This window comes from Nostoc sp. (genome assembly GCF_036917395.1).
Lineage (GTDB): Bacteria > Cyanobacteriota > Cyanobacteriia > Cyanobacteriales > Nostocaceae > Nostoc.
The window spans coordinates 1-14,020 of the sequence record NZ_JBALDI010000075.1 but is presented as its reverse complement, the minus strand read 5'-3'; the positions used below and the strand labels follow the sequence as shown (position 1 = coordinate 14,020).

The window sequence follows — 14,020 nt, the reverse complement described above, 5'->3', positions numbered from 1 at the left end:
CTCGGAAGTTGAGCCTTTGAACTCGGAAGTTGAGCCTTTGAACTCGGAAGTTGCACCTTTGAACTCGGAAGTTGCACCTTTGAACTCGGAAGTTGCACCTTTGAACTCGAAAGTTGAGTTTCTGAGGTTGAAGTATGAGTCTTTACAATTGACAAATGACCAATGACCAATGACAAATTAACTTGGCTACGTAAAAACCTGTTCAGTACTTGGTACAACAGCTTGTTAACTGTTGTCTGTCTGGTGTTGATATTTTGGGTAGTGCGAGGAATTCTAACTTGGGCAACGACTCAAGCACAATGGACGGTAATTCAGGTTAATTTACGTTTATTTTTAGTTGGTAGATTTCCTCAAACGCTATATTGGCGAACTTGGATTGTGCTGGCGATCGCTTTGACTTTAGGCGCTATAACCGTAGGTGTTTTCTTTAGCAAGCAACAGTTAACACGTGGAATTGTTTTGTTTGCTTTCATCATCGGTGTTTTGTTAATTGTTTTACCACTAGACTTTACATCCCGCCTTTGGTTATTGTTAATTGCAGTTTTGCTATTTGTAGGTTTTTGGCTTGGAGGAAAGTTTACTAAGGTACTAACTCCTTGGCTTTCTCTATTATGGTTATTGTCTTTCCCGATAATTTTATGGCTACTTGGCGGTGGATTTGGATTGCAACCTGTATCTACAAATTTGTGGAACGGTTTGCTACTTACCCTACTAATGGCAGCAGTCAGTATTGTCCTTTCCTTTCCGATTGGGGTTTTACTAGCTTTAGGGCGCACAAGCAATTTGCCTGTAATACGTTGGTTTTCTATCCTGTACATTGAAATTGTTAGGGGAGTACCACTAATTGGAATTTTGTTCCTAGCTCAAGTAATGCTGCCGTTATTTCTGTCAGTAGATGTGCGTTTGGATCGGGTACTACGAGCAATTACTGGACTAGTACTATTTAGTGCCGCATACATGGCAGAAAACGTGCGCGGTGGACTCCAATCAATTCCTCGCGGACAAATTGAAGCTGCGAAAGCACTAGGATTAAATACAGCATTGGTAGTGATATTAATTGTTCTACCTCAAGCCTTACGTAGCGTTATCCCTGCGATCGTTGGTCAGTTTATCGGCTTATTTAAAGATACTTCACTCTTATCTTTGGTGGGATTAGTGGAACTTACAGGTATTGCTCGTTCCATATTGGCACAACCACAGTTTCTCGGTCGCTATGCAGAAGTTTATCTGTTTATTGGATTTATTTATTGGGTATTTTGTTATTCCATGTCGTTAGCTTCTCGGCGGTTAGAGAGACAATTAAGCCAGTAGTCAAATGCCCTTATTAAGACTGTCATTAGGCATTTTCCCTTTGTAAATACAAATGATTAGTAAAGGCGATCGCTGCGACTAGTTGACGAAAATAGTGGGCAGTAATTCTGTAAGGATTCAGGTCATACAAAAATGTCTACAATCGTTTCCTGATAACATTTTCCGGGGATTAGTCACAATTTGATATTCTCAATAATAATTAGCTAACACCTATATTTCCGTGGCTTATTGTGACTAAAGATATGTTAATAAGCCAAAGTCAATTTTGAAACTAGCTCTGTGACTGGGTTTCAAACACCTGAATCCTTACGTAATTCTGATAAAATTATTAAAAACTTTTGGCATTAAGTAAGATGACGATCATCCTTTCCTCAGACGATTGGGACGAACTGTGGTGTCAACAGAATCAAAATCCTCAAAGCCACAGCATCTTGCTTGACGAATTTGAAACACTCAACGAACTGCCTAAATGTCTAGGACTAGGGTATTGTCGGGGTATGAAGTTATCTCCGGGTGTATATCTGGAAATTTGTGACTATGAATTTCACAATGATTTCGTGATCAAGACACCCGTCCACAATCATTTAGTGCAATTTGAAATTTTTTCATCTGGATTTATATATTGTGATGAGGTTTATCCAAATTTTGGCGGGAAACGCTTTTATCTATCTGGTAGTGGGATCGCACCTGGTTTTACATCAAAGTATAAAAAATCAGAGCGTATGACTTGCATTAATGTCGAGATTGAACCTGAAGTGTTGGCAGGGTTTTTGCCCAGAGAGACAGAGCAAATTGCTCCCAACTTAAAGCTGTTGATTAAAGAAAACGAATGGAAGACATCGTTTTATCCAGACGTGACTTTAGCAATGCAAGTCACAGTGCAGCAAATATTGAATTCTCCGTACCAGGGCGTCACGAGACGATTGTATCTGCAAGCAAAAGTGTTTGAACTTCTAGCAATGCAATTGGACTTGATTTCGGCAGATCAGGGACAAATTTCGTCTTCAGTACCACTAAAGCCAGACACGATCGCTCGCATCTACCATGCCAGAGATATTTTACACCAAAACAATCCGCCTGCAATGATGGAACTGGCACAACTCGTAGGCTTGAGCGATCGCAAACTTCAACGAGGCTTTCGAGAACTCTTTGGCACCACAGTTTTTGGTTATTTACATCACCATCGCATGGAGCAGGCACAGATATTGCTGCGGTACAGAGATATGCAAGTGTCAGAAGTTGCCCATGCTGTGGGCTATTCCCATTTGGGACATTTTACAGAGGCATTTAAGCGCAAGTTTGGCATTACACCGAAGCAGTGTCAATTAAGAAAAAAATCGACGCTCTAGGGATAAAAATTGTCGCTCTACCATCTGGTAATGCATTTGTTAATCTGGTAATCTTAGCTTTCTAAACTTATTGATAAAATTTCTCTTTTTGTATCAGGCATAGTTAGCATGAGACAGGGTTACATCCACAGTGTTAGATTGACCACCTTGATGTTATGGGCGATCGCGCAGTTTTCTTTGGGAATGGCGGTGACGTTGTTGTTCACATCAGCGGCTTGGGCAGAAGCAGGTACAAAGAAAGCAGAGAATCAGAAGCAGCAGCCGTCATTACAGAATTTAGATAAAGATGCTGTCCATAACCTATCCCATGTAAACAGAAATAACTTAAAAGCCATCTCCATCCCTAAAATTCCGCAACTTAGTGAGATAGAGCATCCTAACACTAGCGCTCAAATATTACTGGGACAGTCGCCAGCAGTACCAAACCTCCCTTCTGTCCCTCCTGACCAAGAGAGGAAACAGGGGGGTGAAATTGTGCAAGTTACATCAGTCAAAGCCAATCCTAGCGCTAAGGGTGTGGAGGTGATTTTACAGACATCTCAGGGACAACAGTTACAACTGGTAAATCGCAGTGCAGGAAATAGCTTTATCACTGATATTCCCAATGCTCAACTACGGCTACCTAATAGCGACTCATTCACATTCCGCTCAGAGAAACCTCTTGCAGGGATTACTGAAATCACGGTAATTAATTTTGATGCTAATACTATCCGCGTGACAGTAACGGGTGAGGCGGGTGTACCAACTGTTGAATTGTATGACAGTCCCAATGAAGGTTTAATTTTTAGCGTTGCTAGTGCAGCATCTTCCACACAGCGGTTTCTCTCTACACCAGCTATAGTCAATCTTTTCTTCCTACCTCTGGATTCAATCCTGATGGTAGAGCGTTTAAGCCGACCAAAGGAACCCAATATGAAGCAGGCATTAAAGCTGACTTTCTAGACGGAAAGCTTTCAACAATATTGGCAGCCTATCAAATCACCAAGACGAATGTTACGATACAGGATCAAAATAACCGTGATTTCCAGATTCAAGTGGGGGAGCAAAGAAGTCGAGGGATTGAGTTAGATATCACGGGTGAGATTTTACCAGGGTGGAAGGTGATCGGTTCTTATGCCTATACAGATGCAGAAGTTACCGAGGATATTGACATTTCTGTAGGTAATAAATTGCTGGGTGTGCCAGAAAATCAAGCTAGCCTCTGGACAACCTATGAAATCCAGAAGGGTTCACTCAAAGGTTTGGGATTTGGTTTAGGGCTTTTTTATGTGGGTGAGCGGGCGGCACTTTCAGACAACTCGGTTGAACTACCCAATTACTTGCGTACCGATGCGGCGATTTTCTACCGTAGAGATCGCTTTAACGCTGCGATCAATATTCGTAAACTATTTGATACAGACTATTTCAGTTCTATTTACGGTTACACTTTAGGTCTTGAAAGAGGTGCGCCCTTGACAATCATCGGCTCTATTCGTTGGGAGTTTTAACTTGTTCTCTTGTTGGGGATAGGTTGAACAACCAGCTAAAACACAGTTTTCACCTCTAAACAACCTGCAAAATTTAAGATGAGCGATCGCACTCTCATCCATTATTCTTGATGGGCGATCGCACTCTCATCCATTATTCTTGATGGGCGATCGCTATACTCACAAAGTTATCATTGCTATTATTTAAAGGACATAGCTCAATTTCAGTCACCTAGTCAAAAGACAGTTATTTTTTTAAATTTTAACTTAGTTAGTGGTGTGATTTATTGTGCAACTAACCAAGTTTGTAAATCCAATAAGCTGGTAAAATACAATATAATTTTACTAATTTTTTTGGTTATATAAAATAAAGTAATTTATCAGAAATTGGGAGTTAAAATAAGTGACTAAAGAACCAAATCCGATAATTATTGCCGAAGATGTGCAAAAGTGGTATGGCAAATTTCATGCCCTCCGAGGGGTAAGTTTGACTGTAAATCGTGGAGAAGTAGTAGTGTTCATGGGCCCATCTGGTTCAGGAAAATCTACCTTTATCCGCACATTTAACGCTTTAGAAGAATATCAAAAGGGAAAAATTGAAATCGACGGTATTACCCTAAGTCATGACTTGCGAAATATTGAAATGATTCGCCGAGAAGTGGGGATGGTATTTCAGCAATTCAATTTATTTCCTCATCTCACAGTGCTACAAAATATCTCTTTAGCACCCATTTGGGTACGGCGATCGCCAAAGGCAAAAGCCGAAGAATTGGCAATGCAACTACTAGAAAGAGTGGGAATTTTAGAACAGGCGCAAAAATATCCAGGACAGTTATCTGGTGGACAACAGCAACGAGTAGCGATCGCTCGTGCTTTAGCCATGCAACCTAAAATTATGCTGTTTGACGAACCCACCTCAGCCTTAGATCCAGAAATGGTACGAGAAGTTTTGGATGTAATGCGAAATCTCGCCCGTGATGGGATGACAATGGTAGTCGTCACCCACGAAGTTGGATTCGCTCGTGAAGTCGCCGACCGAGTTATTTTAATGGATAGCGGTTCCCTCGTCGAGTCAGCTACCCCTGACGCATTTTTCAGCAATCCCAAAGAAGAAAGAACACGCAAGTTTTTGTCACAAATTCTCTAAAACTAACAAACAGCATCCAATGCTACTAATACCCCTTACTCGTTTTTCCATTGCTCACGAGGTGGTAAGGCGTCATGGTTAGATTGAAACGCACCCGCAGGAGCATAAATATCACTACTCAAAGCCTCTCCCGTCTCAGCGTCAATAATCGTTGTAATGGTAGCGCGATCAAAGTGACCGGCGCGGGGAATTGTAAAATCTGTTAATTCCGTAATCAATTCGTACACTAATCGATTGCTGGATATCTCTGGATTTTGGGACTCTACACCAACCACTTTTTTACGGGTGGCTAAATGTTCGCCAAAATGCACAAGTTTAATGGATTTAATCACAGCTTTTTTGTTGACCCTGGCAAGAATTTTAGCTTGTGGAATCAATTTGTTGGCACTCAATGTACTGTTGTCTCTCAGCCTAATAGTAGTTGGTTTAGGAGTAGTTACAGGTTTAACTGGTTGTCTGGATGGTACGGGTTGAGCTAGCGTGTATCCCACAGGAATCAAAAGTGCTAACAAACTGCCAATTACAAATTTCTTCATGAAACCACCTTGTAATCAATAAACCTTTTGTCCCACAACTTCACACCAAGATTGAGCAAAAAATCCATCTGGGTGCTGACTCCATTCTCGCAAAGCATAGCTCATCGCTGTCAGCGTAGGCGTAGCCCGCCGCAGGCATCGCTCTGACTCCCTACGATATCTGTATGAGTATCATAGATAAGTACTTTTGAGATTTACAATATATATTTATAGAGAATTGAAACTTCTAAAATATCAAAAAAATGGAACTGCGACATCTGCGCTACTTTATTGCTGTAGCTGAAGAACTGCACTTCAGTAGAGCCGCCGAGCGATTGCACATTGCTCAACCGCCCTTAAGCCAGCAAATTCAGCAACTAGAGGCACAATTAGGAGTAGAACTGTTTCAGCGCAAAACCAAGCGACAGGTGCAACTAACAGAAGCAGGACAAGTTTTTTTGCAAGAAGCTTATCAACTTTTAGCTCAACTGGAAAAGGCAATTGAGCTAACTCAAAAAACAGGAAGAGGTGAGAAGGGACAACTACAAATCGGATTTACCAGTTTGGTAACTTACGATTTGCTTCCTGTGATTTTGCGGCAATTTCGAGAACAGTTTCCAGAAGTAGAGTTAGTATTGCAGGAATTAACCACAACTCAGCAAGAGCAAGCGCTACAGAAACGCCGCATTCATGTAGGCTTTGCCCATCCACCCTTAGAGGACAACACACTTAATCAAGAGTGCATTCAGCAAGAAGCTTTAATTGTGGCTATGTTGGAAACTCATCCCTTAGCTGAACAAGAGTGTATCTCAGTGCGATCGCTAGTAAACGAAAACTTTATCATGTTCCCTCGTCACCTGGGCTTTGGACTTTACGACCAAATCGTGAGTTTTTGTCAGCAAGGAAATTTCAGCCCCAAAGTGACTCAAGAAGCGATTCAGATGCAGACAATTATCGGATTGGTGTCAGCGGGAATGGGGATTGCGATCGCGCCGTCTTCATTGCAAAATCTTCAGAGGGCTGGTGTGGTGTATCGCGCTGTGGAGGAGAAAACACCATTAGTAGAAACGGCTGTAGTGTGGCAACAAGAGGATATGACACCTGTACTAAGGGAATTTCTGCAAGTTGTCAGAAGTATCTGTGGTTAATTGATTAGTTGTCTGTACGCCATGTAAAAATAATTTGTTCATCAGCTTGCCTAAACTCAATATTAAATTTATCAAAAACAACTTCTCTTCCTAAAAGTAATTGTTCTCCACCTGTATTAGTTTGTAACCATGCCACAGCAGCAATAAAACTGTGTTCATCAATTGTCATTTCAACATTACGTAAAACATACTCAACTCTTCCGCCGATGGTTTCTGCTAATAACGTTGATTCAGCATCAGCCAAAGCGTAGCCTAAATCTTGACCGACTTTGAAGGAAATTAAACTTAATTCAGCACCAGAGTCTACTAACATCGTTGTAGACATTTCTATATCTCTATGCTTCAGTTTTACATGATAATTTGGCTGCCAGTCATGCCGAGCGATTGTACGAAAGCGAATTGGTAGAATTTGGATAGAAGCAGTACGACGTGGAACTAAGTAAATTACAAATACCTGTTCTGAAGCCTCTGCTAATTCTATAACTTCACGCAAGTTTTCATTGTGAGCGATTAAGCCATTAGCATTGTAAGCAATATATTGATTTTTATATAAATCTAATAACATCTGGCGATTCTGGTTTAGCCACTTCAGCATTTGCTGACTTTCATCAGGAGAGGGTGTTTTATTCATAGATTTTGGTGACAATTTAAGCTATTTTCTACCAGATTGCGTTTTACTTATGATTGTATCTGCGATCGCTATACATCTTCTGGTTAAAAAAGAGCGATCGCCTGAAATAAAACAATATCCCAGCCTCAATAACCTTTATTGCTCATAGTAATATTTGCAAGTCAAAATAATCAATAAATCTTCTTGCACTTTGTAAACTAATCTATGTTCATCTGTGATCCGCCTTGACCAGTAACCTTGTAATTCATATTTTAATGGTTCTGGCTTCCCCATCCCTGCAAAAGGATCTCTTTGTATATCTTTAATCAGTTCCAAGATTTTTTTGAATATTTTTTTGTCTTCTGTCGCCCACTGACCTAATTGTTCAAAAGCTTCTGGTTCAAAGGCGACTTTTTTCATATTCATCTAAATCAACATAAATTAAGTTTCTTTTTTCTACATTCTCCAAAGCTGTGAGTAGATGTTTTTTGTTAGTTTCTGATTTCAGAAGATAGGTAGTTTCATCTTCTACAATTGGTGTTTCAACTAACACAATGACTTCTACAACAGTTCCTTCTGGTAATTCTGTTGCAGACAGTTCAATCTTGCCATTTTTTCCAACAATAGCCTTTTGTTTAATTCCACTAAGCATAATTGGTATGGCTCTCCCATCTTTACTATCTTATTGTAACTGTGTTTGACTGTGATGAGATTTGGGCGATCGCTTTCTGTTCTGCTGTTCGTTAAAAAAGAGCGATCGCTATTGCATAAACTACAACTCAAATTGGGAATACTGAGTAAAGCGCAGGTATTTGCTGTGCAAAATCGAAGCAACTGGCTACCAGACATCACGCCGCTGAAGTTTTAGCAACTAGGAGAAAATTATGGGTTTACCAGTGACAGCAACCTTTATGCTTGTTGATTGGATTGCTGAAGGGCTAGCAGATGGAACTTTTGAACGAGTTGGGGGTGTAATTAGAAATGTAAAGAAAAAACAAATCGTTACTTGGTTACGGGAACAGGGAGCAAATAATTCTACTGGAAAACAGTTAGAGGAACTTGGGCGAAGTCTGCAAGCAACTCAAGGAATTTTGCAGGTAACTAGTGCAGTCAGTATACTTAATCTTGGTGTCTCGGTTATAGGCTTTGCTGTAATAGCACAACGGCTTAAGGGATTAGAACAACGCTTACAACAAGCACAAAAACTGTTAAATAACATTAACCGTAAAATCGACCTTAGTTTCTATGCTAATTTTCGTGCTGGAATCGAATTAGCAAATAATGCTTTTACGATGACTAAACCTGAAAATCGTAGATACAGCGCCTTACAAGCTATTAACCGCTTTTTAGAAGCAGAACACATTTATACTGAATACACAGATATCGAAATTGACCAAAAAAGCAAAATTGCTGATGAATATTTGCTGACATTATCTTTAGCCTACTTAGCTGAAGCACGTTGCTATTTAGAATTAGAAGAACACAAGATAGCACTTCACCGCTTTCAAGAAGGAGCAAAAGTTCTGCATTCACGTATTGAGAAATATGTTAAGCTTCTGCTAACTTTTAACCCAGCAGTATATTTAGATCCTCGGTTCAGAGGTCAGATTGATTTGCGTAGATTAACCCGAATTTACCAATGGCTCGACTCAAAGTGGGATGAAAATTCAGTCTTCGATATGCAACGAATGAATCTATTCATGTTGGCTCAAGACCCTAATAAATGGGTAGAATCAATACCACCCGCAATTTGGGATTCTAAGATAGATTGGGTAGGCAAAGCAATTTGGGATGATCCTAAGCCGCAGATTTACGCACGTCTTCCTAAAACTTTGGCAGTAATGGAATCATTGATTGAAACCAATCGCAGGTTTGAATCTTACCAAACAGAAGTACAAGCAATATCCCAATTAAAAATCAGCTTTCATGACTGGCTTAAATTAACTCCATCCATAGAAGTTAAACCAGATGGTGCAGGATTAATATATATCATTCCATCCAAACCTTTAGATTTATAGCCTTCCATCAGAATTTAATTCTCTCTCTCGTTTGCGTACTTGGCATCTTCTCTACCAGACGCTGCGCGTTGGCTGAAGCCTCTCGTAGAGAAGGCGGTTCGTTAAAAAAAGCGATCGCTATTAGCACAATAGAACTCAACTTGGGGATACTGAGGAAAGCAAGGCGGAGCAAAGGTAATGACCTTAGTCTTTAAATATGAAAAGATAGTCAGATAAGGAAAGCGCTGGTGACTCAGCGCAGTTAGGAAATTGGTAGGTTTATACAATAGTGCTAGTATGCTGCAACTAGCTGTATAGATTGATCAAAAAGCGGGAATTAACAGTGATAAAAGCGCTTGCTTCTATCACTGTTAACTCGTCGGAAAAAAAGGCGAACCCGAAAGTTCGCCCTTTCACATAGTGTTATAGCGTTTCCTAATCACATAAGGTACATCATAGCCCCCTCCTTGCTTGCGGGGAGGGGTTATTGTACCTCACTCAACTGACAAGCGCTATATGCTGTTGCTAAATCCGAACCCAAATCTAAATCTTCGCTTCTTCTCTCACCAACTTATCCCAACCCAAATCTTTCAAATTATTATTTCGACGCAACGGACGAGTCACCAACTCTAAAATGTCACGCGCATTTGTAAAGCCGTGAATTTGAGCAAAAGTGAACTCCACAGACCATTTAGTATTAATACCGCGTGCTTCCAACGGGTTAGCGTGAGCCATACCAGTAATTACCAAGTCTGGTTTCAACGCATAAATCCGCTGAAGTTGATTGTAATTATCTGGCTTCTCCACAATCCTTGGCAGGGGTGAATTCATTTCCTGACATGTTTTCTCTAACAATGCCAACTCAGCAGCTTGATAACGTTTATCCATGTAAGGAATGCCGATTTCGTGAACCGTCATCCCGCAACGGATTAAGAATCTTGCTTGGGAGATTTCCAGCAAGTTATCACCCATGAAGAATACAGACTTACCGCGAATCAATTTCACGTAATCTTCCAAACCTGCCCAAATTTGGGCTTCCCGTTCATCCAATCCTTTGGGAGTAATACCGAACACCGAGCAGATTTTCTCAATCCAAGCGCGGGTACCATCGGGGCCAATGGGGAAGGGTGCGCCAATGAGTTTACACTTGCGGCGACGCATTAAGGTAGTAGCAGTGCGGCTAAGGAAGGGGTTGACACCAGCGACATAATACCCTTCTTCTAGTACTGGCAACTCTGTGAAGCGCTTCGCGGGTAGCCAGCCGGAAACTTTGATACCTTGCTTCTTCAGTTCCAAGGTTAACTGAGTAACTACGGGGTCGGGAAGGGAGCCAAAAAGAACTAAGGGTGGGTGATCCACGTACTCAGATTCATCTTGGGCGACATCTTCTTTCTTCTTACCGAAGTTGAGCAATTTAGCGATCGCATTGCGTTCACTTTTCTCTGTTTCCGCCACAGGAGCCTTATCAGGACAACGGTTAGCCATTGCTGCCAATACCGTGTCTTCCCCTTGGGTGAAGGCGTAATCTAGACCATTTGCCCGCGCTACAACGATGGGAATACCGATTTCGGATTCTAGCTTCGGTGCTAAACCTTCCAAATCTGTTTTGATAATTTCCGTAGTGCAAGTGCCAATCCAGACAATTACACTAGGATTGCGATCGCGTTTAATTTGCAAGCACAACCGCTTTAACTCTTCATAATCATTCAGCTGTGCCGAAATATCGCCCTCTTCCAACTCTGCCATTGCATAGCGGGGTTCAGCAAAAATCATTACCCCCATCGCGTTTTGCAAGAAGTAGCCACAAGTTTTTGTCCCAATCACCAAAAAGAAGCTATCTTCAATTTTTTGGTATAACCACGCCACGCAGCTAATTGGGCAAAAGGTATGGTAATTCCCAGTTTCACATTCAAAGTTTAAAGCTTCTGGTTGTTGAGCGACAGTCATTTTGGTTTTTTCTCCCCTTGATATTTAATGGCAGGTCAACCAATTTTATATTTTAGATTGACAATTTTGGATTGAAGACTGGGACAACAAAAGTATCCTCTGTCTGACGACAATTTCCCTAATTTCTAATCCAAAACCCCAAATCTAAAACTTAAAATTGCGAGGAACGGCAATAATTAAGCATTGGGGAAGAGACGGGCAATTTCTGATTCATCAAAAACGCCTGCTGGCAGTTCTTCCCCTAAAAAATCGTTATTTTCTTCAGTCTTTTGCAAGGCTGTTTCATCACTCCAGACATCTGACAACACGTCTTTAAACGCATTCTCATCTAGTGGATTATCTTCAAGCGCCTGGTCTTCATCTAGCTTTAGTTCGATTGCAGGTGTTGTATCGAAGCTAATTTCCCCAAACTCATCTGCTTCTAAACTAGAGGTTTGGAGAGACTCAGTTTTTGAGTCCTGTCCGTTGGATAAGGAAATATCGCCAAAGCCATTTTCGGTTTCCTCTAACTCGCTGATTCCCAGGCTTTGCTCATCGGAATCCAGGGTTACCAACTCTTGAACTACCGCCACCGATCCAATGCCGTTTGTATGAAAATGTGTCAATGTTTCATCTTCGGGCTTTTTCTCAATGACAACTGCTGCTTCTTCTACGTATTTTTCCGGTTCTGGGTTAATGAGGAAGCGGTTACCAAGAGCAAAATCTGGGTCAAAATGCAAATCCAGCACCTCAATCAGGGTATCGGCGTCAGGATTAAGTTTGGCAAAGGGCAACATTAACTGCGCTAGCTTTGGCTCTAGGGCGTTAAGAACTCCCAGGATGAGGTAAGAAGGTGGTCGCTTCCCGCCATCAGGGGTGTACACTGATTCCACTTCCATGTGCAGGGTAATCCAGTCCCGATTATTCTGGAAAAATTGCAACCACTTTTGCTTTATTGAATCTGTAAAGCTGTGAAAGAAAGCCATATTATTGTCCCCCATCCTGAGAACTTGGTGATTTATACAATCATCAAGTCTAGTTCCTCTTCTGAATTAGGAACCTGGGGTTTACCCGGATTTAGATAAAAATCAGACAACAAAGAGAACAGCTCACGATCTGGTGTGTCGTTAGGTACAACACCTTCGGGACGCGCCAGAATTTGGTCAGCGATGTTGAGATAGTAATCGCAAACGTAGTCTAGGGAAGGATCTTGCTCTGCCATCTCAAACAAAGTCTTACCTTTCACACGGGAAACACGGATATCTTCAATCAAAGGTAAAACTTCTAGAACTGGCATTGGCACAGCTTCTATATATTTTTCAATCAAGTCGCGCTTGGAGGTGCGATTGCCAATCAACCCAGCTAGACGCAGTGGGTGAGTTCGTGCTTTTTCACGGACTGAAGCAGCAATGCGATTAGCCGCAAATAAAGCATCAAAGCCGTTGTCTGTAACAATCAGGCAGTAATCTGCATAGTTGAGTGGTGCTGCAAAACCACCGCAAACTACGTCACCCAGAACGTCAAAGAGAATTACATCGTACTCATCAAAGGCGTTGAGTTCCTTAAGTAATTTTACGGTTTCACCAACTACGTAGCCACCGCATCCAGCACCCGCAGGTGGGCCACCAGCTTCTACGCAATCAACACCGCCATAGCCTTTGTAAATTACATCTTCCGGCCAGACATCTTCGTAGTGATAGTCCTTTTCTTGGAGAGTGTCAATAATTGTGGGAATCAAAAACCCAGTCAGGGTGAAGGTACTGTCATGTTTGGGGTCGCAGCCAATTTGCAGCACTTTCTTGCCACGTTTAGCTAGGGCGACTGATATGTTACAGCTAGTTGTGGATTTACCGATACCACCTTTTCCGTAGACTGCTAGTTTCACTGTTGTTTGCCTCTTATAGCTTTTTGTCAAACTTGTGGCTCAAACATTTGCCTTCACCTGTCCTGAGATGGCGATGCGTGACGTCTGTGAATGTCATTATTGTGCAAATTACATAGAAAAGAAAGTGGCTCTTAATTTGTAAAACGGTCTTTTTTAATGAATTAAAGCTTAATTATGCTTATTTGGATTTTAATTGCTCTCAAAGCCTAAAATAGCTCTAAAAAACCTTAATAAATAGTTTTTATTACTTATTTTTATAAAAATAGTTACAAAATAAAAAAGTATGAAATTGGCTTTTTTGAATGCTTTTCATAGAATTAGCTGATGGTATTACAACGTGTTTTCAGGGCATTGAGGCGCACCATCAAGGGTAAACAGAGGTATATGCAGACTGATGCTGGAAATACTACTGCAATTTGCGTTAGCGTAGCTCACCGTTGGCGTAGCCTCTCGTAGAGAAGGTATCGCAGATAATTTGGCAGTTTTCAGTTGGTAGCCAAGACCTTTTAATTGCTGCTTGAGAGTAAGTTAGTCTGATTTTGTAAAAAATTATTAATTTATCAAATATTGTCTAATACCAATTCTATGTGAGGCTGCATAGAACTGTAGAATAGAGAGTGAGAAAGACTCAAAACCAGAAGCAAACAATGGCACGCCCTTTCAATC

Annotated in this window: 14 protein-coding genes and 1 pseudogene; 8 read left to right on the top strand and 7 right to left on the bottom strand. The window is 41.1% G+C overall.

The window, feature by feature from the left end; translation table 11 throughout:
• The first annotated feature begins 162 nt into the window (after positions 1-162).
• The 5 genes and pseudogenes from V7K46_RS25530 to V7K46_RS25510 all read left to right on the top strand — a co-directional run bounded on the left by V7K46_RS25530 (position 163) and on the right by V7K46_RS25510 (position 5,273).
• Positions 163-1,311 carry an amino acid ABC transporter permease gene (locus tag V7K46_RS25530; RefSeq protein ID WP_335118134.1) on the top strand — a complete coding sequence of 383 codons (1,149 nt, stop codon included), beginning with the start codon at positions 163-165 and terminating at the stop codon, positions 1,309-1,311.
• A 353-nt stretch (positions 1,312-1,664) separates the two neighbouring features.
• The gene (locus V7K46_RS25525; protein WP_335118132.1) at positions 1,665-2,660 is read left to right on the top strand and encodes a helix-turn-helix transcriptional regulator; all 996 of its coding nucleotides are present in this window, start codon (positions 1,665-1,667) and stop codon (positions 2,658-2,660) included.
• Between the two features lie 108 nt (positions 2,661-2,768).
• Positions 2,769-3,401: pseudogene (locus V7K46_RS25520) on the top strand (AMIN domain-containing protein); the annotation flags it as partial.
• 62 nt (positions 3,402-3,463) lie between these two features.
• The gene (locus tag V7K46_RS25515; RefSeq protein WP_335118138.1) at positions 3,464-4,147 is read left to right on the top strand and encodes a TonB-dependent siderophore receptor; all 684 of its coding nucleotides are present in this window, start codon (positions 3,464-3,466) and stop codon (positions 4,145-4,147) included.
• 382 nt (positions 4,148-4,529) lie between these two features.
• Positions 4,530-5,273, top strand: a complete 744-nt coding sequence (locus tag V7K46_RS25510; protein ID WP_335118130.1) for an amino acid ABC transporter ATP-binding protein — start codon at positions 4,530-4,532, stop codon at positions 5,271-5,273.
• A 35-nt stretch (positions 5,274-5,308) separates the two neighbouring features.
• Here the strand turns inward: V7K46_RS25510 and V7K46_RS25505 are convergent, their stop codons facing one another.
• Positions 5,309-5,809, bottom strand: coding sequence for a hypothetical protein (locus tag V7K46_RS25505; RefSeq protein WP_335118128.1), 501 nt, complete (start codon positions 5,807-5,809; stop codon positions 5,309-5,311).
• A gap of 242 nt (positions 5,810-6,051) precedes the next feature.
• Between V7K46_RS25505 and V7K46_RS25500 the strand changes: the two genes are divergently transcribed.
• The gene (locus tag V7K46_RS25500) at positions 6,052-6,936 is read left to right on the top strand and encodes a LysR family transcriptional regulator (protein ID WP_335118126.1); all 885 of its coding nucleotides are present in this window, start codon (positions 6,052-6,054) and stop codon (positions 6,934-6,936) included.
• 4 nt (positions 6,937-6,940) lie between these two features.
• On the opposite strand, the gene V7K46_RS25495 is transcribed toward V7K46_RS25500, so the two are convergent.
• The 3 genes from V7K46_RS25495 to V7K46_RS25485 all read right to left on the bottom strand — a co-directional run bounded on the left by V7K46_RS25495 (position 6,941) and on the right by V7K46_RS25485 (position 8,198).
• Entirely contained in the window at positions 6,941-7,567 is a 627-nt protein-coding gene (locus V7K46_RS25495; protein ID WP_335118124.1) for a retropepsin-like domain-containing protein, read from the bottom strand.
• A gap of 135 nt (positions 7,568-7,702) precedes the next feature.
• Positions 7,703-7,966 (bottom strand): Txe/YoeB family addiction module toxin, encoded by a 264-nt coding sequence (locus V7K46_RS25490; protein ID WP_335118136.1) that lies wholly within the window; start codon positions 7,964-7,966, stop codon positions 7,703-7,705.
• Complete coding sequence (locus tag V7K46_RS25485) at positions 7,947-8,198, bottom strand: hypothetical protein (RefSeq protein ID WP_335118122.1); 252 nt, start codon at positions 8,196-8,198, stop codon at positions 7,947-7,949. The genes V7K46_RS25490 and V7K46_RS25485 overlap by 20 nt, the downstream gene beginning before the upstream one ends.
• A 51-nt stretch (positions 8,199-8,249) precedes the next feature.
• Here V7K46_RS25485 and V7K46_RS25480 point away from each other — a divergent pair, with 51 nt between their 5' ends.
• The gene (locus V7K46_RS25480) at positions 8,250-8,414 is read left to right on the top strand and encodes a hypothetical protein (RefSeq protein ID WP_335118120.1); all 165 of its coding nucleotides are present in this window, start codon (positions 8,250-8,252) and stop codon (positions 8,412-8,414) included.
• A gap of 16 nt (positions 8,415-8,430) precedes the next feature.
• Complete coding sequence (locus V7K46_RS25475; protein ID WP_335118118.1) at positions 8,431-9,564, top strand: hypothetical protein; 1,134 nt, start codon at positions 8,431-8,433, stop codon at positions 9,562-9,564.
• Between the two features lie 522 nt (positions 9,565-10,086).
• Here the strand turns inward: V7K46_RS25475 and V7K46_RS25470 are convergent.
• The 3 genes from V7K46_RS25470 to bchL form a co-directional block, all read right to left on the bottom strand.
• On the bottom strand, positions 10,087-11,490 hold the full coding sequence (locus tag V7K46_RS25470) for a ferredoxin:protochlorophyllide reductase (ATP-dependent) subunit N (protein ID WP_335118116.1): 1,404 nt from the start codon (positions 11,488-11,490) through the stop codon (positions 10,087-10,089).
• A gap of 176 nt (positions 11,491-11,666) precedes the next feature.
• Positions 11,667-12,455, bottom strand: a complete 789-nt coding sequence (locus tag V7K46_RS25465) for a DUF5331 domain-containing protein (protein ID WP_335118114.1) — start codon at positions 12,453-12,455, stop codon at positions 11,667-11,669.
• Between the two features lie 32 nt (positions 12,456-12,487).
• Complete coding sequence (gene bchL, locus V7K46_RS25460) at positions 12,488-13,354, bottom strand: ferredoxin:protochlorophyllide reductase (ATP-dependent) iron-sulfur ATP-binding protein (RefSeq protein ID WP_012410753.1); 867 nt, start codon at positions 13,352-13,354, stop codon at positions 12,488-12,490.
• Between the last annotated feature and the right edge of the window lie 666 nt (positions 13,355-14,020).

What these genes read in the sequence shown, in the direction of transcription:
- V7K46_RS25505 (WP_335118128.1), bottom strand. Translation starts at nt 5,809, where the DNA reads ATGAAGAAATTTGTAATTGGCAGTTTGTTAGCACTTTTGATTCCTGTG.
- V7K46_RS25485 (WP_335118122.1), bottom strand. Translation starts at nt 8,198, where the DNA reads ATGCTTAGTGGAATTAAACAAAAGGCTATTGTTGGAAAAAATGGCAAG.
- V7K46_RS25470 (WP_335118116.1), bottom strand. Translation starts at nt 11,490, where the DNA reads ATGACTGTCGCTCAACAACCAGAAGCTTTAAACTTTGAATGTGAAACT.
- V7K46_RS25500 (WP_335118126.1), top strand. Translation starts at nt 6,052, where the DNA reads ATGGAACTGCGACATCTGCGCTACTTTATTGCTGTAGCTGAAGAACTG.
- V7K46_RS25475 (WP_335118118.1), top strand. Translation starts at nt 8,431, where the DNA reads ATGGGTTTACCAGTGACAGCAACCTTTATGCTTGTTGATTGGATTGCT.
- V7K46_RS25525 (WP_335118132.1), top strand. Translation starts at nt 1,665, where the DNA reads ATGACGATCATCCTTTCCTCAGACGATTGGGACGAACTGTGGTGTCAA.
- V7K46_RS25495 (WP_335118124.1), bottom strand. Translation starts at nt 7,567, where the DNA reads ATGAATAAAACACCCTCTCCTGATGAAAGTCAGCAAATGCTGAAGTGG.
- V7K46_RS25530 (WP_335118134.1), top strand. Translation starts at nt 163, where the DNA reads ATGACCAATGACAAATTAACTTGGCTACGTAAAAACCTGTTCAGTACT.
- V7K46_RS25490 (WP_335118136.1), bottom strand. Translation starts at nt 7,966, where the DNA reads ATGAAAAAAGTCGCCTTTGAACCAGAAGCTTTTGAACAATTAGGTCAG.
- V7K46_RS25465 (WP_335118114.1), bottom strand. Translation starts at nt 12,455, where the DNA reads ATGGCTTTCTTTCACAGCTTTACAGATTCAATAAAGCAAAAGTGGTTG.